This is a genomic window from Rhodanobacter sp. Root561, assembly GCF_001427365.1.
Lineage (GTDB): Bacteria > Pseudomonadota > Gammaproteobacteria > Xanthomonadales > Rhodanobacteraceae > Rhodanobacter.
Window position 1 is genome coordinate 1,000,005 of the sequence record NZ_LMGH01000001.1, and the last position, 18,248, is coordinate 1,018,252.

The 18,248-nt window shown below is 68.6% G+C and carries 12 protein-coding genes; 7 read left to right on the top strand and 5 right to left on the bottom strand.

Annotated elements, in window-relative coordinates:
• Positions 1 to 37: 37 nt before the first annotated feature.
• Positions 38 to 3,592: a hybrid sensor histidine kinase/response regulator gene (locus ASD55_RS04265; RefSeq protein WP_056763946.1), complete on the top strand. Its 3,555-nt coding sequence runs from the start codon at positions 38 to 40 to the stop codon at positions 3,590 to 3,592.
• Positions 3,592 to 7,167 (top strand): hybrid sensor histidine kinase/response regulator, encoded by a 3,576-nt coding sequence (locus ASD55_RS04270; protein WP_056763947.1) that lies wholly within the window; start codon positions 3,592 to 3,594, stop codon positions 7,165 to 7,167. Before ASD55_RS04265 ends, ASD55_RS04270 begins: the two co-directional genes overlap by 1 nt.
• Before the next feature lies 1 nt (position 7,168).
• On the opposite strand, the gene ASD55_RS04275 is transcribed toward ASD55_RS04270, so the two are convergent.
• Both ASD55_RS04275 and ASD55_RS04280 read right to left on the bottom strand, forming a co-directional pair.
• On the bottom strand, positions 7,169 to 7,588 hold the full coding sequence (locus ASD55_RS04275) for a DNA polymerase III subunit chi (protein ID WP_056713677.1): 420 nt from the start codon (positions 7,586 to 7,588) through the stop codon (positions 7,169 to 7,171).
• A gap of 92 nt (positions 7,589 to 7,680) precedes the next feature.
• Positions 7,681 to 9,165, bottom strand: a complete 1,485-nt coding sequence (locus ASD55_RS04280) for a leucyl aminopeptidase (protein ID WP_056713679.1) — start codon at positions 9,163 to 9,165, stop codon at positions 7,681 to 7,683.
• A 98-nt stretch (positions 9,166 to 9,263) separates the two neighbouring features.
• Between ASD55_RS04280 and lptF the strand changes: the two genes are divergently transcribed.
• The 3 genes from lptF to ltaE all read left to right on the top strand — a co-directional run bounded on the left by lptF (position 9,264) and on the right by ltaE (position 12,833).
• On the top strand, positions 9,264 to 10,379 hold the full coding sequence (lptF, locus tag ASD55_RS04285; RefSeq protein ID WP_056763949.1) for an LPS export ABC transporter permease LptF: 1,116 nt from the start codon (positions 9,264 to 9,266) through the stop codon (positions 10,377 to 10,379).
• The gene (gene lptG, locus ASD55_RS04290; RefSeq protein WP_056713685.1) at positions 10,376 to 11,476 is read left to right on the top strand and encodes an LPS export ABC transporter permease LptG; all 1,101 of its coding nucleotides are present in this window, start codon (positions 10,376 to 10,378) and stop codon (positions 11,474 to 11,476) included. Before lptF ends, lptG begins: the two co-directional genes overlap by 4 nt.
• A 337-nt stretch (positions 11,477 to 11,813) precedes the next feature.
• Positions 11,814 to 12,833 (top strand): low-specificity L-threonine aldolase, encoded by a 1,020-nt coding sequence (gene ltaE, locus ASD55_RS04295; RefSeq protein ID WP_056763950.1) that lies wholly within the window; start codon positions 11,814 to 11,816, stop codon positions 12,831 to 12,833.
• 802 nt (positions 12,834 to 13,635) lie between these two features.
• Here ltaE and phaZ read toward each other — a convergent pair.
• The 3 genes from phaZ to ASD55_RS04310 form a co-directional block, all read right to left on the bottom strand.
• Positions 13,636 to 14,889 carry a polyhydroxyalkanoate depolymerase gene (gene phaZ, locus ASD55_RS04300; RefSeq protein ID WP_056763952.1) on the bottom strand — a complete coding sequence of 418 codons (1,254 nt, stop codon included), beginning with the start codon at positions 14,887 to 14,889 and terminating at the stop codon, positions 13,636 to 13,638.
• A gap of 89 nt (positions 14,890 to 14,978) precedes the next feature.
• A complete protein-coding gene (locus ASD55_RS04305) occupies positions 14,979 to 15,746 on the bottom strand; it encodes a methyltransferase domain-containing protein (protein WP_056717463.1) in 768 nt (255 codons plus the stop codon).
• Between the two features lie 55 nt (positions 15,747 to 15,801).
• On the bottom strand, positions 15,802 to 16,305 hold the full coding sequence (locus ASD55_RS04310; RefSeq protein ID WP_056717534.1) for an RDD family protein: 504 nt from the start codon (positions 16,303 to 16,305) through the stop codon (positions 15,802 to 15,804).
• A gap of 49 nt (positions 16,306 to 16,354) precedes the next feature.
• On the opposite strand from ASD55_RS04310, the gene xerD reads away from it, so the two are divergent.
• Positions 16,355 to 17,272: a site-specific tyrosine recombinase XerD gene (xerD, locus tag ASD55_RS04315; RefSeq protein WP_056717535.1), complete on the top strand. Its 918-nt coding sequence runs from the start codon at positions 16,355 to 16,357 to the stop codon at positions 17,270 to 17,272.
• Positions 17,273 to 17,465: 193 nt separating this feature from the next.
• A complete protein-coding gene (locus tag ASD55_RS04320; protein ID WP_200946076.1) occupies positions 17,466 to 18,236 on the top strand; it encodes a DsbC family protein in 771 nt (256 codons plus the stop codon).
• The last annotated feature ends 12 nt before the right edge of the window (positions 18,237 to 18,248 follow it).

Below are 18,248 nucleotides of genomic sequence, written 5' to 3' on the forward strand. Positions count from 1 at the left end.
GGGAATTATGGGGAGCGGAACGAGATGGTTGGCCAGGATGGCGCTGGCGCTCGCCTGGTTGCTGTCCGGGCTGGCGGCAGCCGCGGTCGCCCCGTCGGCGGCCGCGGGGGCGCGCCCGTCCGATCCGCTGCCGACGCCGCAGTTCCGCCGCTATCAGACCTCCGATGGACTGCCGGGCAGCACGGTGTATGCGGTGGCGCAGGATCACCAGGGCGCGATGTGGTTTGGCGTCGGCGTCGACCTGGTGCGTTTCGACGGCGTGGACTTCCGCGTGTTCGGCCACCACTCGGATGATCCGGCCTCGCTGCCCGAAGGTACGGTGTACAGCCTGTTCGTCGACCGCGCCGGTGAGCTGTGGGTGGGCGGCTTCGGTTCGGGACTGAACCGCTACCGGCGCGACACCGCCGACTTTGCGCATTGGCGGCACGATCCGGCCGACCCGCGCAGCCTGGCCAGCGACAACGTCTGGTCGACGACGCAGACCGTGGATGGCACGCTGTGGGTGGCTACCGATGCCGGACTGGACCGGATGCTTCCCGATGGCCGGCATTTCGAGCATGTCGGCAATCCGCTGGAGAAGGACCCCGCCACAGGATTCGGTGCCGTGCGCGCCCTGCTGGCGCGGCCGGACGGAAGCTTGTGGATCGGTTCCAGCCAGGGCCTGTTCGTGCGCGGGGCGGATGGCCGCGTGCGCCAGGTGACGATCGATCCGCACCTGCAGAATCTCAAGATCTGGCGCATCCAGGCCGATGGCGACGACGTGCGCATCGCCGTGCGTGGCGGTCTGCTGCGAATGGATGCCAGCGGCGCGGCGATGCTGTACCAGCCCGCGCAGATCCCCGCCACCGACGTGTACAGCAGCACGCTGGACCAGGCGGGCAACCTGTGGATCAGCACGCGCAGCGGGCTCTATCTGGACGACGGCCGGGCGCAGATCCACGCCATCGCCGGCCAGCCCTTGCTGCTGGGCAGCCTGCCGGCGCAGCAGGTATGGCAGTCGCTGTGCGACAGCGAAGGCGGGCTGTGGTTCGTGATGGGCGATGGCGGCATTGCCTACCTGGCGCCGGGCTGGAACCAGTTCACCCGCTTCACCCACGTGCCGGATGATCCGCACAGCCTGCGCGACAACATGGCGTCGTCGGTGCTGGCTGGCGCGGATGGCTGGTTATGGGTGGGCGGACACGAACTGGTCGACCAGCTCGACCCGGTCACCGGCGACGTGCGTCACGTGGTCTCGGGCCTGCAGGGCAACGTGCTGGACATGGTGGAGGACGCGCGCCAGCGGCTGTGGATCGTCAGCGAAGGCGGCGTCTATCGCTATGCCGGCGGCAAGTTGCAGCAGGTGGATCTGGCTGCCGCGGGCGCCACCCATCCGCGTCGCGTGGCCGTGGGGCCGGACCAGCGCATGTACCTGGTGTCCAATCGGGATGGCCTGTTCCGCATCGATCCGGACACCATGGCGGTCGATCCGCAGCCGGTGGCGCCCGCCGACGAAACCGGCTTCGTCGGCAACCGGCTGACCCGCTGGAACAGCCTGGGCTGGTACGTCGACAAGGGCACGCTGCTGCGCTGGCAGGCGGCTGCCGGCAAGCTCGAACCGGTCGCCGGCCTGTCGGACGAAGGTTATGTCTACGCGCTCGAGGTCACCGCCGATGGGTTCTGGGCAGCGCGCAACAAGATGTTCGAGCGCTACCGGCTGGACGGCGACAAGGTGGTGCGCGAACAGCTGGTGCCGATTCCGCCGAGCTGGCCGTCGATGGTGCTGATCGCCCTGCACGTCGACCACGAAGGACGTTTCTGGCTGTTCTGCAAGAACGGCCTGTGGCGGTTCGACCCGGCCAGCGGCGAGCTGAAATCCTTCGGCCTGCGCAATGGCCTGGTCAATGGCGAGGTGCGCGGCGACTCGCCGGCGATGATGCCCGACGGCACCATCTACGTGGCCAGCCTGGGTGGCGTGTTCGGTTTCCAGCCGGACCGCGTGCCTGCCATCGCCGGCCCGGCGGGCGTGGTGATCACCGCGGCCAGCGTGCGCCGCGACGGCGCGATCCATGAGCTGCCGATCCAGGCGGCGCCGATCCAGCTTGCCTGGAGCGACCGCGAGCTGCGCTTCGAGGCGCGCTCCAGTTCGTACGTGGACCCGGGTGCCAATCGCTATCGTTTCCGCTTGCGGGGGTTCGACCGCAACTGGGTCGACACCGGCAACCACGGCGAGCGCGAGTTCGCCGGCCTGGGCGCGGGCGACTACACGCTGGAAGTGCAGGCCGCCGGCGCCAATGGGCGCTGGGCCGACCTGCAGCAGCCGCTGCGCATCCACGTCGAAGCGCCGCCGTGGCAGCGCTGGTGGGCGTGGCTGGCCTACCTGTTGCTGCTGGCGGTCCTGGTCGGCGTGATCCTGCGCGGTTGGCGCCGGCGCCTGGCGCAGCGTCATCACATGCAATTGGTCGACCAGCAGCGGCAGATGGCCGAGGCGGCCAGCGCGGCGAAGACCCAGTTCCTGGCTACGCTGAGCCACGAGATCCGCACGCCGATGACCGGCGTGATGGGCATGGCCGAACTGCTGCTGAGCACGCCGCTCAACCCGCTGCAGCACGACTACACCCAAGCCATGCAGCGCTCCGGCACGATGCTGCTGAAGCTGCTCAACGACGCGCTGGACCTGGCCCGCATCGAGGCCGGCCGGCTGGAGCTGGAGCCGGTGGCGTTCGAACCGCGGCAGCTGCTGGAAGAGGTGGCGCAACTGGAGCAGGGGCTGGCGCATGCGCGGGGCCTGCGCTTCGTGCTGGACGCCGCCGCCGACCTGCCGCCGCAGTTGCTCGGCGATGCGCTGCGGATCAAGCAGGTGCTGCTGAACCTGGCCAACAACGCGCTGAAATTCACCGAGCAGGGCAGCGTCACCCTGCGTGCGCAACGGATCGATGGCGGCCTGCAATTCAGCATCATCGACACCGGCCCGGGCATTCCCGAGGCGAGCCAGGCGCGCCTGTTCCAGCGCTTCGAGCAGGTCGAGGGTCCGCAGCGCCGGGCGGGCAGCGGTCTGGGCCTGGCGATCTGTCGCGAGCTGGTGGACATGATGGGCGGCAGCATCGAGCTGGAATCGCGGCTCGCCCACGGCAGCACGTTCCGCGTGCGGCTGCCGCTGGCCGAGCCGCCGGCGCCGCTGCCCACGGCGGTACCGTCTTCCGACCGGTGCTACCGCCTGCTGCTGGTGGAGGACGACACCATCGTGGCGGCGGTGATCCGCGGCCTGCTGGAACGCGAACGGCACGCGGTGGTGCACGTGGTGAACGGCCTGGCCGCGCTGGCCGAACTGGCCCAGTCCAGCTTCGATGCCGTGTTGCTGGATCTGGACCTGCCGGGCGTGGACGGTTTCCAGATCGCCCGGTTGATCCGCCAGCGCGAACACCGGCAACAGCACCTGCCGATCATTGCGGTCACCGCGCGCTCGGGCAACAAGGACGAGGCGATGGCCCGCGACGCGGGCATGGACGGTTTCCTGCACAAGCCGCTGACCGGCGAGCAGTTGAGCCAGGCGCTGGCGCGGGTGATCGGATTGACGTCGACCGCCCCCGTTGTGCCGCAGGAGACGGACTGATGCTGGCGGCCGCCTTGCTGGGCATGGCGCTGGCCCTGGGCGCGGCGGTGCCCGGCACGCCGGAGGTCGCCGCGGCCGTCGCGCCCGTGGCGAACCTGCCGGTGAACGGACTGTTGCCTACGCCGCAATTCCGCCGCTACGCCACTACCGACGGCCTGCCCAGCAGCAGCGTGTACGCCGTGGTGCAGGATCGCGACGGCGCGATCTGGTTCGGCACCAAGGGCGGCATCGCCCGTTACGACGGCGTCGACTTCAAGGTGTTCCGGCACGCCGTCGACGACCCCGGTTCGCTGTATGACAACGGCATCGCCAGCCTGCTGTTCGATCGCGACGGCACGCTGTGGGCGGCCGGTCTGGAGGCGGGGCTGAACCGCTACGACGCCGCCAGCGGCCACTTCACGCATTGGGGCAACGATCCGCATGATCCAGCCAGCCTCAGCAGCGACAAGGTCTGGTCGATGGTTGCCGACGCCGACGGCAACCTGTGGATCGGCACGGTGCGGGGGCTGGACCGCATGCGGCCGGATCATCGCGGTTTCGAGCACGTGACCAATCCCCTGCTGGGCACCGACCCGGCCGCGTTCGGCCTGGTCGCTGCGCTCTACGTTGACGCCCGCCAGCAGTTGTGGATCGGCAGCAGCCGCGGCCTGTTCCGTCGCGACATCGCCGGCAGCATGCATCGGGTTTCGCAGGCCGGCACGGCCTTGCCGATCGATGCCTGGCATATCGATGGCGACGCCGGCGAGATCCGCGTCGAAAGCACCCATGGCCTGCTGCTGGTGGGCAGCGACGACGTGGCGCGCCCGCTGGCCAGCGCAGGCGCACCCGACGGCAACGTGTTCGCCAGCGCCCGTGACCGCAGCGGGCGCCTGTGGATCGGCACCCAGCACGGACTGTTCGTGCAGATGCAGCCGTCGGCGCCGATGCTGGCGGTGACCGACCAGCCGGTGCTGCACGGCGACCTGCCCGGCACCTGGGTGTGGTCGATGCTGGTCGACCACGAGGGCGGGCTGTGGGTGACGATGCTGGACGGCGGCGTGGGCTACCTCGCGCCCGGCTGGAACGACACCAGCCGCTTCACCCATATTCCGGACGACCCGACCAGCCTGCGCGATTCGATCGTCACGGCGATGGCGCGCGGACACGATGGTCGTGTCTGGGTCGGCGAACGCTCCGGCCGCGTGGACAAGCTCGATCCGCACACCGGCAAGGTCGAGCATGTGCTGTCCGGTCTTGGCGGCGACGTGCTGGGCATGACCCAGGACCCGCAGGAGCGCCTGTGGATCGCGGTGCGTGGCGCACTCTATCGCGACACCCTCGGCCAGCCGCCGCAGCGCATCGACCCGGAAGGCCACTGGCTCAAGCATCCGCTGGAAGTGGAGCCCGGCCCGGATGGGCGCATGTACGCGCGCACGTTCGGCGAAGGTCTGTTCCGCATCGATCAGGACACCCTGGCGGTGACCCGGGTGGCGATGGACCAGCCGAACCAGCGCGTCTTGTGGGGCAGCCAGCTCACCCTGCATGGCGGCTACTTCTGGTACGCCAGCGATGGCGGCATGTTGCGCATGAGCCCCGATCGCGACCGCTTCGAGGTGATCCCCGGGGTCACCAACGACCGGGCGGTGAACGCGTTCGATTTCGACGACGGCGGCATCTGGATGGTTCGCCCCGAAGCTCTCGAACACTATCACTACCGGGACGACGCACTGGTGCTCGATCGCACCGTCGACGCCTCGCAGGGCTGGCCGTCCATCAACGTGGTCGACCTGCAGATCGATGCCATGCAGCGGATCTGGATGCTCGGTCACGACGGCTTGTGGCGGTTCGATCCGCGCACCGGCCGGTTCCGTTCATTCGGCCTGCAGAACGGCCTGGCCAACGGCGAATTCTCCCGCGGCTACGCCGTCATGCCCGACGGCAACCTGTATGCGCCGACGCTGGGCGGCGTGGCCGGCTTCAACCCCGACCGCATCCGTGACGACACCACCGTGTCACCGCTGGCGGTCACCCAGGTCAGCGTGCGTCGCGACGGCAAGCTGCAGCCACTGGCGCCGCAGCAGCAGACGATAACCCTGGGCTGGAAGGATCGCGGCCTGAACGTCGCGACGCGGCTTTTCTCCTACGTCGATCCGGCGGCGAACCACTATCGGTTCCGCCTGCGTGGTTTCGACAGCACATGGATCGACAACGGCAACCACGGCGAGCGTGAGTTCACCGGACTCGGCGCGGGCGACTACACGCTGGAAGTGCAGGCCGCCGGCGCCAACGGCCAGTGGGTGCACCTGGCTCATCCGCTGCAGATCCAGGTACAGGCACCGCCCTGGCAGCGCTGGTGGGCGTGGCTGGGTTACGTGCTGATCGCGTTGTTGGGCATCTGGTTCGGCCTGTGGATCTGGCGGCGCCGTCTGGCGCGACGACACCACGTGGCGATGGTGGAGCAGCAGCGGCAGATGGCCGAGGCCGCCAGCGCGGCGAAGAGCCAGTTCCTGGCCACGCTGAGTCACGAGATCCGCACGCCGATGACCGGCGTGATGGGCATGGCCGAACTGCTGCTGAGTACGCCGCTCAACCCGTTGCAGCACGACTACACCCAGGCCATGCAACGCTCCGGCGGTATGCTGCTGAAGCTGCTCAACGATGCGCTGGACCTCGCCCGCATCGAGGCCGGCCGGCTCGAACTGGAACCCTCGCCATTCGATCCGCGCCAGCTGCTTTCCGAAGTGGCGCAGCTGGAGCAGGGCCTGGCCCACGCGAAGGGCCTGCGCTTCGTCCTGGAGATGTCCGACGACCTGCCGGCGCAATGGCTGGGCGATGCGCTGCGCATCAAGCAGGTGCTGCTGAACCTGGCCAACAATGCGCTGAAGTTCACCGAGCATGGCGAAGTGATCCTGCGCGCGCGGCGATCCGCCGACGGCCTGCTGTGCAGCGTCAGCGACACCGGCCCGGGCATTTCCGAGGCCAGCCAGGCGCGGCTGTTCCAGCGCTTCGAGCAGGCCGACAGTCCGCAGCGCCGGGTCGGCAGCGGGCTGGGCCTGGCGATCTGTCGCGAACTGGTCGACATGATGGGCGGCTCGATCGAACTGGAGTCGCAGCTCGGTCATGGCAGCACCTTCCATGTGCACATGCCGCTGGCCGAGCCGGCGGTGGCGATGCCGGTGGACGAGTTCGCCAGCGGCCGGCACTACCGCCTGCTGCTGGTGGAGGACGATCCGATCGTGGCCACGGTGATCTGCGGCCTGCTGGAACGCGAAGGCCACAAGGTCAAGCACGTCGGCAACGGCCTGGCGGCGCTGGGCGAACTGGCCCATGCGCCGTTCGACGCCGCGTTGCTGGATCTGGACCTGCCGGGCGTGGACGGTTTCCAGATCGCCCGGCTGATCCGCCAGCGCGAGCACGCGGGCCAGCACCTGCCGCTGCTGGCGGTCACCGCCCGTTCGGGCAACGGCGACGAGGCGAAGGCGCGCGAGTCGGGCATGGACGGGTTCCTGCGCAAGCCGGTCAGCGGCGAGCAGCTGATCACGGCGTTGGCGCGCGTGGTGCCGGGCACCGTGGCCAGCGAGGAATTGCCCGCCTGAACTACATGTCGTGCTTGCGCACCTCGAAGCCGAGGCGCTGGTATTCGCGCCAGCGCGCCCGCGAACCCTCGCGCGCGTCCGGGTCGGCGGCCACCACTTCCAGCACGCGCTGGTAGTTGCCGGGGGCGCAGGCCTCGCGCAGGTTGATCACCAGCGGACGGTCCGCCGTGTCCACGCCCGGCGGCACGATCAGCACGGCGGTGTGTTCGTCGTCGTCATCGCCGGCCAGCTGGTGCGGGATCATCGCGTCGTCGTCGAATGCCCACAGCAACTCGTCGAGTTCCTCGGCTTCGCTGAAATCGCGGGTGAGGATCAGCGTGGGCTGCTGCGCCGCGAACGCCTTCTTCGCCAGCTCGCAGGCCAGCAACAGCGGCTGTTCGCGGAAGCGCGGCTTGTCGATCAGGTAGAAGTCGGCACGCATGGAAGCCGGGAATCGGGAATGGGGAGTCGGGAATAGTAAAGGCAAAAGCCGCGCTGCGTTCCTGGCTTTTCCGATTCCCTATTCTCGATTCCCTATTCCCTGTCCAGCAGCCACTGCGCCAGCAGCGCCACCGGGCGGCCGGTGGCCAGGCCCTTGCGGCCTTCGTCCCAGGCGGTGCCGGCGATGTCCAGGTGGGCCCAGCGCTGGCCGTCGGTGAAGCGCGACAGGAAGCAGGCGGCGGTGATCGCACCGGCGCTCTTGCCGCCGATGTTGGCGACGTCGGCGAAGCCGGAGTCGAGCTGGGCCTGGTAGTCGTCCCACAGCGGCAGGCGCCAGGCGCGGTCGAGCGTCTCCTCGCCGGCGGCGAGCAGTTCGGCGGCGAGGTCGTCGTGTTTGCTCATCAGGCCGCTGGCGTGCTTGCCCAGCGCGATCACGCAGGCGCCGGTGAGCGTGGCTGCATCGATCAGCGCCTGCGGCTGGTACGTCTGCGCGGTGTACGTCAGCGCGTCGCACAGGATCAGCCGGCCTTCGGCGTCGGTGTTGAGCACTTCGATGGTGAGCCCGGACAGGCTGGTCAGCACGTCGCTGGGGCGGTAGCTGTCGCCGTCGGGCATGTTCTCCACGGCCGGCACCACGCAGACCAGGTTGAGCTTCAGGCCCATCTTCACCGCGGCCACGAACGCGCCCAGCACGCCGGCGGCGCCGCCCATGTCGAACTTCATCTCTTCCATGCCGGCGCCGGGCTTCAGGCTGATGCCGCCGGAGTCGAAGGTGACGCCCTTGCCGACGAAGGCATACGGCTTGTCGCCGTCGTTGCCGCCCTTGTATTCCAGCGCGATCAGGCGCGGCTTGTTGACCGAGCCGCGGCCCACGGCGAGCAGCGAGCCGAAGCCCAGCTTCTCCATCGCCACTTCGTCGAGCACGGTGCAGCTGACCTTGTCGTGGCCGTCGGCGAAGGCCTGCGCCTGCGCCGCGATGTGGGCCGGGTTGCAGATGTTCGGCGGCAGGTTGGCCAGCTCGCGGGCGAAGCGCACGCCCTCGGCGATCGCCACGGCCTGCGCCAGTCCGCTGGCCGCTTCGTCGCCGCCGGCGAAGGTCAGCCGGGCCAGTTCGACCTGCTTGCTCCGGTCGCGGGGCTTGAAGGTGGCGGTGTAGCGATAGGCCGCGTAGTCGCTGGCCAGCGCCGCGATGCGCACGCGCCACGCGCTGTCGCGGCCGGGCACGTCGACACCGCTGAGGCAGGAGACGGCATCGGCCACCGGCAGCCGACCCAGTGCGCGCGCAGCCTCGATGTTCACCTTCTGGTAGCGCGCCGCGTCGAACGACTTCTGCGCACCCAGGCCGACCACCAGCACGCGCCGTGCGGCGATGCCGGCCGGCGCGAACAACATCGTGGTCGAGCCGGCCTTGCCGCTGATGTCGCCGCTTTCGATCTGGCGCCTGATGGCGCCGCCGCTGGCGTCGTCCAGCTGGGCAGCCGCGCTGGTCAGCACGCCCTGTTCGTACACGCCGACCATCACGCAGGCACTGTCGACGGTGGCGGGGGCGATGCTGGCGAGGCTGAACTGAAGTGTCATCGGAGGGTTCCTGCATGAGCCCGGCAATGGCCGGACAGGCTAGACTTGCGGTTTGCCGGCGCTGCTGCCGGGCCGGTTCAAGCGGACAAGTTTATCGCATGCTGAGCATCCTCGACCGCTATTTCCTGCGCGAGCTGGCGCAGACCGTGGCCGCCACCGTGGTGGTGCTGCTGGTGATCGTGGCCGGCAGTGCGTTCGCCCGCGTGCTGCAGCAGGTCGCCAACGGCAGCTTCCCCGCCAGCGTGATGTTCCAGGTGCTGGGCCTGCGCACGCTCGACGGCCTCACCAACATGATGCCGCTGGCCAGCTTCATCGGCATCCTGCTCGGTCTCGGGCGGATGTATCGCGAAAGCGAGATGCACGTGCTGTCGTCGTCGGGCATGGGGCCGCGCGGGCTGCTGCGGCCGGTGCTGATCCTGGGCGCCGTGCTGGTCGCGATCACCGCCGTGGTCTCGCTGTGGGTGGGACCGTGGGCCGTGCGCACCAGCGACGCGATGGTCGCCGCGGCGAACCGTTCGGTGATTGCCGCCGGCCTCGATGCGGGACGCTTCACCGAACTGCCCGGCAAGGGCGGCATCATCTTCGTCGACACCCTCAGCCGCGACGGCAGCAAGCTGGGCCGTACCTTCGTGGCGACCCAGAGCGACAGCAAGGACGGCCCGGCGCATCTGAAACTGGTCAGCGCCACCAGCGGCGAGCTGTACCAGGAGAGCAACGGCGACGGCCGCTTCATCGCCTTCAAGGACGGCTGGCAATACGACATCCCGCTGGGCGCCAACAACTGGCGGCAGATGCAGTACCAGCGCAACGACACCTCGCTGTCCGAGGTGCGGGCCGACGAGGATGACGATCCCGCGCATTCCAAGAGCAGTTGGGCGCTGTTCCAGTCCGATGATCCGGACGATCGCGCCGAATTCGCCTGGCGCGCCAACGCGCCGCCGCTGACCCTGGTGCTGCTGCTGCTGGCGCTGCCGCTGTCGCGGCAGAGTCCGCGTGAACCGAGGTACGGCCGGCTGCTGCTGGCGGTGGTCACGTTCTACCTCTACTACACCTTGCTGGCGCTGGGCCGCGCCCAGATCGGCAAGGACCACTGGCACAACCAGGCGCCGCTGTGGGCCCTGCACGCGCTGGTGCTGGGCATGGCCGGCTGGATGCTGTGGAAACAGTATTCCCCGCGCAAGCTGCGGACGCCGCCCACCGGTGTGGCGGCATGAGCGTGTTCAACATCAAGCGGGTCGACCGCCTGGTCGCGCTGAGCGTGCTCGGCTCGATGCTGATGGTGTGGCTGGTGCTGACCGGTTTCGACGCGGTCACCCAGCTGCTGCGCCAGCTCGGCAACGTGGGCAAGCACGGCTATACGCTGAGCAATGCGATTGCCTACGTGCTGGTGACATTCCCGCGCCGTGCCTACGAGATGTTCGGCAATGCCGCGCTGATCGGCGGCCTGTTGGGCCTGGGCGGCCTGGCCGGCACCGGCGAACTCACCGCCTTGCGCGCCGCCGGAATGTCGCGGTTGCGCATCGCCGGTTCGGCGGTGGGCGTGGTCGCGGTGCTGATCGTGGGCGTGGTGATCATGGGCGAGACGCTGGCGCCGTGGGGCGACCAGCAGGCACAGGTGATGCAGGCACGGATGAAGTCCGGCAACCTCGGCATGACCACCAGCAGCGGACTGTGGGCGCGCGACGGCGATGACGTGATCAATGCGCGCGGCACCTCGCTGAAGCAGCGTGACGGCTTGGCCACCGTGCAGCTCAGCGACGTGCGCATCTTCAACTTCAGCAAGGACGGCCAGCTGCATCGCTTCACCTGGGCCAGGACCGCCCAGCACGACGGCAGGCAGTGGATGCTGCACGACGTGCGCATCACCACGCTGGACGAGGCCGGTACGCATGCCGGTACCGAGGCGGAGTTGCCGTGGAAGTCCACGCTGAATCCGCAGGTGCTGGCGCAGTCGGTGATCCAGCCGCAGTACCTGTCGATGCGCGACCTGCGCCGCAACATGGATTACCTGGAAGGCAACGGGCAGAGTCCCGGCAGCTACGCGGTGGCGTTCTGGGGACGCGCGCTGTATCCGCTCAACGTGCTGGTGCTGGTGTTGTGCGCGATGCCGTTCGCGTTCGGGTCGCTGCGTTCGGGCGGCCTCGGCAAGCGCATGTTCATCGGCATCCTGCTCGCGCTGGGCTGGTATTTCCTGCAGCAGGCGATGGTGAACTTCGGCACGGTCTACGGCATGCCGCCGCTGCTGGCCAACCTGCTGCCGGCGGTGATCCTGGTGCTCGTCGCCTGGTTGTACTTCCGGCGACGGGTCTGATCGCCGCAGCTGTTTTTCCCCGGCAATGTGACCGCGTTCTCAGCATCGTCGACCCGCAAGCCCCCACTATCGAATGGACGCCGAAGCAACACCCGCCGCGCGTCATCGCAGGGCGGAAGCTGCTTGCTTCCGCCATCACCAACTCTCGGGGGGGAGTCATGTCTAAGCCTTTCTGGCACAAGGATGCCTGCGGATTCTGGTTGATCGCCTGTATTCAGCTGAGTGCTTCGGCCGGCTGGGCGATGGTGCATTACCAGCTGCTGCAGTAGTCGGATCAACTTGCCGGCGATGCCGGATCGGGCCAAGCTGTCGGCTTTGCCGACAGCAGGGGTGAGCCGTGGAATGGGTTGATCTGCGCAGCGATACGGTGACGCGGCCGACGGCCGCGATGCGCGAAGCGATGCTCGGCGCCGAGGTCGGCGACGACGTCTACGGCGAAGATCCCACCGTCAACGCGCTGCAGCGGCGGCTGGCCGATGAGCTCGGTTTCGACGCCGGCCTGTTCGTGCCCAGCGGCACGCAATCCAACCTGCTGGCCCTGCTGGCGCATTGCGAGCGCGGCGACGAATACCTGGTCGGCATGGACGCGCATACCTACAAGTTCGAGGGCGGCGGCGCCGCGGTGCTGGGCTCGATCCAGCCGCAGCCGATCGTGCACGCCGACGACGGCACGTTGCCGCTGGCGCGCATCGAGGCGGCGATCAAGCCGGTCGATCCGCACTTCGCGCGAACCCGCCTGCTGGCGCTGGAAAACACCTGGCACGGCCGCACATTGCCGCTGGATTACCTGGTTGCCGCGCACGACGTGGCGCGCTCGCATGGCCTCGGCCTGCACCTCGATGGCGCACGCCTGTTCAACGCCGCCGTGGCGTGCGGCGTGCCGGCGCGCGAGATCGCGCGGCATTTCGACACCGTCTCGATCTGCCTGTCGAAAGGCCTCGGCGCGCCGGTGGGTTCGGTGCTGGTCGGCTCGCACGCCCTGATCGACAAGGCGCGCCGCTGGCGCAAGGTCACCGGCGGCGGCTGGCGCCAGGCCGGCATGCTCGCCGCAGCGGGCATGCACGCGCTGGATCATCATGTGGCGCGGCTGGCGCAGGATCATCATCGCGCCGAATATCTGGCCGGCCGCCTGCGTGAGGTCGCTGGCATTGACCTGCTGGGCCAGTACACCAACATGGTATTCATCGACGTGCCGGCCGAACGCCTGCGCGATCTGGACGTCCATTTGCACGCGGCCGGCATCCGCATCAGCATCGGCTACCTGCCCACGCTGCGCCTGGTGACGCATCTGGATGTCGACGATGACGGCATCGAACGCACGGCAACCGCGTTCCGCGAGTTTTTCGCGCGGCATTGATTGTCCGCTTCTCGTCGGCTTGCTGAGCAGGCCGCTTTTGCCTGCCCTTGCGCATCAGAACGAAAAGCTTTCGTCTGCCTGCGGCAGCCGAGCCACCTTTCTCTGAGTGGCCAGAGAAACGTGGCCCAAAGAGAGGCCACCCCGCTTCCGCGCTTTCCGGGCATCCTGCCCGGAAAGTCCGCGAGCCGGGGCCGGGCTTTTCGAACGGACATCCTGTCCGTGCGAAAAGGAGCCGACATCCCTGTCGGCTCCCGCTGCGCGGCCTGTCGACCCCGCCTCGCCGCTGCAGAGGGGCCCCGGGTAGAGCAGCGGGCCATCGTGGCCCGCACTTTTCAGAAGAGCCGGATCAAGAGCAAAGCGGCGACCCGGAGCTTTGCTTTTGCTTTTCAGCTTCATCACCGAGTGCGCGCTGGGAGCGCGCTGCTCTACCCGGGGCCCCTATGGCGCGGCGGGCGGGCGGAGGAAAGGCCCCGCAGGGGTGGCTGGCAGGGATGCCGGCCAGTTCGACGTCAGTCCAGGGATGGACTGTCGGCGAACCCCCGGAGCCCGTCCGCGCACCCGCAGGGCAGGATGCCCGGAGGGCGCGCCATCGGGGTGGCCTTTCTCTTGGGTTACTTTCTCTTTGGCCACGCAAAGAGAAAGTGACTCGGTCGCCGAAGGCGATCGACCGCTCTGCACTTGAGCGCTTGCTTCTAAGCGCATCGGGGCAAACGCGAGAAAAGAATTTGCCCTCCGAAGGAGGACGAAAACCCATCACTCTGAAAGCAACGAAACGCGCCGCGCAGCGGATAACCCGCCAGCGCTACTTCGCCACCTGATCAAACTTGCGGATGAAATCCCGCACCTGCGGGTACACCGTTTCGCGCCAGCGGCGGCCGCTGAAGATGCCGTAGTGGCCAGCGCCTTCGATCACCCGGTGGGCGCGGCGTTTGGCCGGGATGCTGCTGCACAGATCGTGCGCCGCTTCGGTCTGGCCCAGGCCGGAGATGTCGTCCAGCTCGCCCTCGATGGTGAGCAGGGCGCTGCGCCTGATCGCCGAGGGATCGACCCGTTCGCCGGCCACGTCCCACAGGCCGCGCGGCAGCAGGAACTGTTGGAACACCTTCTCGATGGTGTCGAGGTAGAACGCCGCCGGCATGTCCAGCACGGCGTTGTACTCGTCGTAGAACTTGCGGTGCGCTTCGGCATCGTCCTGGTCGCCGCGCAGCAGGTCCTGGTAGAAATCCCAGTGCGAGGTCATGTGGCGGCCGGGATTCATCGCGATGAAGCCGGCGTGCTGCAGGAAGCCGGGATAGACCTCGCGTCCGCGGCCGGGGTAATTCGGCGGCACGGTGTGGATCACGTTGCCCTTGAACCATGACAGCGGTCGCTGGGTGGCCAGGTTGTCGACGCTGGTGGGGCTGCGCCGGGGGTCGATCGGGCCGCCCATCATGGTCAGGCTGCGCGGGGTGTCCTCGCCGCGTGCGGCCATCAGCGACACCGCCGCCAGCACCGGCACGGTGGGCTGGCAGACCGAGATCACATGCACGCTGGAGGCGCCGATGTGACGGATGAAGTCCTCCACACAGGCGACATAGTCGTCCAGCCCGAACGTGCCTTCGGCGGCCGGCACCATGCGTGCGTCGACCCAGTCGGTGATGTACACCTTGTGGTCGCGCAGCAGGGTGCGCACGGTGTCGCGCAGCAGCGTGGAGTGATGGCCGGACAGCGGAGCCACCACCAGCACCACCGGATCGTTCTTCATCTTCTCGATGGTCGACGGATCGTCGCTGAAACGCTTGAAGCGCTTGAGCTGGCAGAACGGCTTGGCCAGCGCGACCCGCTCGATCACCGCGATCTCGTGGTCATGCGCGGTGACGCTGTGGATGCCGAACTCCGGCTTCTCGTAATCCTTGCCCAGCCGGTGCATCAGCTCGTAACCGGCGGCCAGCCGCTGCGCGCCCGGCACCTGGGCGAACGGGCTGCTGGTGTCGTTGAGCATGTTCGCGCTGGCCTGCGCGAAGTGGCTCAGCGGGCCGAGGAACGCGCGTTGCCATTCGTGGATCTGATAGAGCATCGAAGGGGGATTGCCGGAACGAAAGCCGCCATCTTAGCGCCGTTTTGGCGGTGCGTGTTGCGATGCCGCAGCGGCGGCTCCCAATCCAATCAGTGGCTTGGCGCTGCCGCTGGCCGATACGTGCAGCGCAGCAGCACCTCGTCGACGCCATCGGTATCGCCCAGTCCCGCGTGCCATCGCAGCGGTTTCTGGAAGCGCAGCCCGATCGGCATGAAGACCCGGTTGTACCACCACATCGCGCGTTCGCGCTGGTGCGTGAGGTACCACTGGCCCAGCGCCAGCAGGCGTGAGGAGCCTGGTTGCATGCCGTAGACCGCGCTTTGTTCCAGGACGAAACCGTGGGTAGCCAGCCGGACCAGGATTTCCGTCGGTTCGTAGCGCCGGTAATGGCCCACGAACTCGTCGAAGGCGGTCCACGCCTGCGGATGCAGCGGCACCGACAGCAGCACGCTGGCGCCCGGTGCGGCGACGCGGGCCAGTTCGGCCAGCGCGCCGTCGTCATCGGCGACGTGTTCGAGGATGTCGAGCGCGCAGATCAGGTCGAAACTGGCGTCGGCGCAGGGCAGCTGGCCGATCATCCCGTGGATGGCGTTGCCGCCGCCGGCGCGCAGCCGGCGCAGCGCGGCGTGGCTGAGATCGACGAAACAGGTGCCGGCCAGCGGCAGTCGCGGGCGCAGGCCCGGCGCCACTTCCAGCCGGCGCGGCGCGGCGTCGGCCAGCTCGCGCGACAGCGGCCAGGTATTGAAACGTTCCGGCCCGATCAGCCTGGCCGCGGACCACAGCGATTCGTAGAAGCCGCGGTTGATGCGGACCAGGTCGGCATCGCTGCGGCTGGTGTCGGCTTGGCTTCGGGTCATCGGCGGATTGAACCTTTCCCGGGCTGAGCAAGGCGTGAAGCCGGACGCTGCTGCCTCAATCGAGCCGACGCACTTCGGTGCCGGCCGCAAAATCGTGCACGGCGCGCCGGCGGCGATCGAACAGCGCCACGGCAAACCAGCCTGCCCACACCACCAGCAGCGTCCACAGCGTGGTGCGCAGGCCGAACGCGGGCGCCAGCAGCAGCAGCACCATCGGCGCGCCGGCCACCAGCAGGCGGATCACCGCCTGCTGCAGGGTCACCGTGCCGCCATCGTCGCGGGTCACCCGGATGCGCCACGGGCGCATGCCCACGGTCTGCCCGCCGCGCCGCCACGAGCTGATGAAGTACGCCGCCACCACCAGGCCCTGCAGGCACTGGTACCAGAGCGGCACCACGGTTCTCGCGCCGGTGGTGATCAGCTTGCCGCCGGTGGCGAGCTGGCACAGCAGGCCCACCACCATCACGATCGCCACCACGATCAGCAGGTCGTAGACCAGCGCCAGCAGGCGGCGCCACAGCGGGCAGGGAGCGGGGGTGGCGGTGGAATCTGCGGGCATCGTGTCCGGTCGCTTGCGTCGGGCGCGCGCAATGGCCAGCATCGTGCGCATGGAGAAGGAAATGATCCGCGACAGTATCGCCGAAGCCGACCGCCGCAGCATCGCTGCGTTCGTCGAGCGGGTGTGGTCGGAGGACGGCCTGGCCGATCGCACGCTGGAAGCGTATCGGCGCGACCTGGAATCGCTGGCCGCATGGCTGGCCAGCCACGGTCGCGAGCTGGCCACGGCGCGACGCGAGGACATTTCCGCCTATCACGGCAGCCAGGCGGTGGCGGTGCGATCGCTGGCGCGGCGGCAGTCGGCGTTCCGCCGCTACTACGCGTTCCGGGTCCGCAACGAGCCTGGCTTCGCCGATCCCACCTTGCTGATCGAACGTCCGAAACTGCCGCGCAGCCTGCCCAAGGCGCTGGCCGAGCGCGAGATCGACGGCCTGCTGCAGGCGCCGGACAGCTCCACCATGCTGGGCCTGCGCGATCGCGCGATGCTGGAACTGATGTACGCCTCCGGCCTGCGCGTATCCGAGCTGGTCGAATTGCCGCTGGCCGCGCTGAACCCGCGCCAGGGCGTGCTGCGGGTGACCGGCAAGGGCGGCAAGGACCGCCTGGTGCCGGTCGGCGAAGAGGCGCTGGCACACATCGGCAAGTACCTGGCCGATGTCCGTCCGGCACTGGCGAAGGGGCGACAGCCCGCGGCGCTGTTCCTCAGCCAGCGCGGCGAGGGCATGACCCGGCAGATGTTCTGGACCCTGGTGAAGCGCTACGCGCTGCGCATCGGCATCAACCCGAAACGCATCTCGCCCCACGTGCTGCGCCACTCCTTCGCCACCCACCTGCTCAACCACGGCGCCGACCTGCGCGCCCTGCAGATGCTGCTGGGCCACAGCTCGCTCAGCACCACCCAGATCTACACACTGGTGGCGAAGGAGGGGTTGAAGCGGCTGCATGCGCAGCATCACCCGCGGGGGTGATGGCGGGGTGGGTGAGAGGCCCTGGTCGGTAGGGTGCAATGGCGGCGCGCCGGCGTGGCTGGCTGCCGGGAAAATCCCGGCTCAACCCCGGCCCTGGCATTCCGTCGCACATCCCCGGACGAGCCCTCGGCCTGTGCGAGAATGGGCGATACCGTCGATCCCCGCGACGGATCGATGAACGAGGCTGGTGATGCTGAAGAATCTTGTGTTGGCGCTGTGCCTGGGTGGTCTTTCGCTGAGTGCCTGCGCCGTGCAGAACGAGCCGGCGGCGGCCGCCACCGCCGCGGTGACGCCGGCCGTGCGCGACATGGTGCAGAAGGCGATCCGCAGTCTGGCGCCGAACATCAACGTGGACGTGATCGAGCCGGCGCCGATGCCGGGCTTCTACCAGGTGATCGCCTCGGGCCAGATGCTCTACATCAGCGCCGATGGCAAGTACATGATGCACGGCGACCTGATCGACCTGGGCCGCAAGCAGAATGCCAGCGACGACGCCTGGGCGCGCTTCCGCAAGGCCGAGCTGGCCAAGGTGCCGGAATCCGAGCGCATCGTCTATGCGCCGGCCAACCCGAAGTACACGATCTCCGTGTTCACCGACGTCAATTGCGGCTTCTGCCGTGCGCTGCATGAACACATCGCGGACTTCAACAAGGAAGGCATCGCGGTGGAATACCTGGCCTGGCCGCGCGAAGGCCTGGTGACCACGGCCGGTGGCCCCACGCCGACCTATACCGAAATGGTGTCGGTGTGGTGCGCCAAGGATCGCAAGGCCGCGTTCACCGCGGCCAAGCAGGGGCGCCCGCCCGCGCCGACGACCTGCGTCAACCCGGTCAAGGACCAGTTCAACCTGGGCGTGAGGCTGGGTGTCAACGGCACCCCGGCGATCTACGGCCCGGACGGCCGCACCCTGGGCGGCTACGTGACGCCCGAACAGTTGCTGCAGGCGTTGAAGCAGGGCGGCTGATACTCGCCTTGC

Excerpts from the sequence above, each read along its gene's own strand:
- lptF (WP_056763949.1), top strand. The coding sequence starts at position 9,264 with ATGCTGAGCATCCTCGACCGCTATTTCCTGCGCGAGCTGGCGCAGACC.
- ASD55_RS04280 (WP_056713679.1), bottom strand. The coding sequence starts at position 9,165 with ATGACACTTCAGTTCAGCCTCGCCAGCATCGCCCCCGCCACCGTCGAC.
- xerD (WP_056717535.1), top strand. The coding sequence starts at position 16,355 with ATGGAGAAGGAAATGATCCGCGACAGTATCGCCGAAGCCGACCGCCGC.
- phaZ (WP_056763952.1), bottom strand. The coding sequence starts at position 14,889 with ATGCTCTATCAGATCCACGAATGGCAACGCGCGTTCCTCGGCCCGCTG.
- ASD55_RS04310 (WP_056717534.1), bottom strand. The coding sequence starts at position 16,305 with ATGCCCGCAGATTCCACCGCCACCCCCGCTCCCTGCCCGCTGTGGCGC.
- lptG (WP_056713685.1), top strand. The coding sequence starts at position 10,376 with ATGAGCGTGTTCAACATCAAGCGGGTCGACCGCCTGGTCGCGCTGAGC.
- ASD55_RS04275 (WP_056713677.1), bottom strand. The coding sequence starts at position 7,588 with ATGCGTGCCGACTTCTACCTGATCGACAAGCCGCGCTTCCGCGAACAG.
- ASD55_RS04270 (WP_056763947.1), top strand. The coding sequence starts at position 3,592 with ATGCTGGCGGCCGCCTTGCTGGGCATGGCGCTGGCCCTGGGCGCGGCG.
- ASD55_RS04265 (WP_056763946.1), top strand. The coding sequence starts at position 38 with ATGGCGCTGGCGCTCGCCTGGTTGCTGTCCGGGCTGGCGGCAGCCGCG.
- ASD55_RS04305 (WP_056717463.1), bottom strand. The coding sequence starts at position 15,746 with ATGACCCGAAGCCAAGCCGACACCAGCCGCAGCGATGCCGACCTGGTC.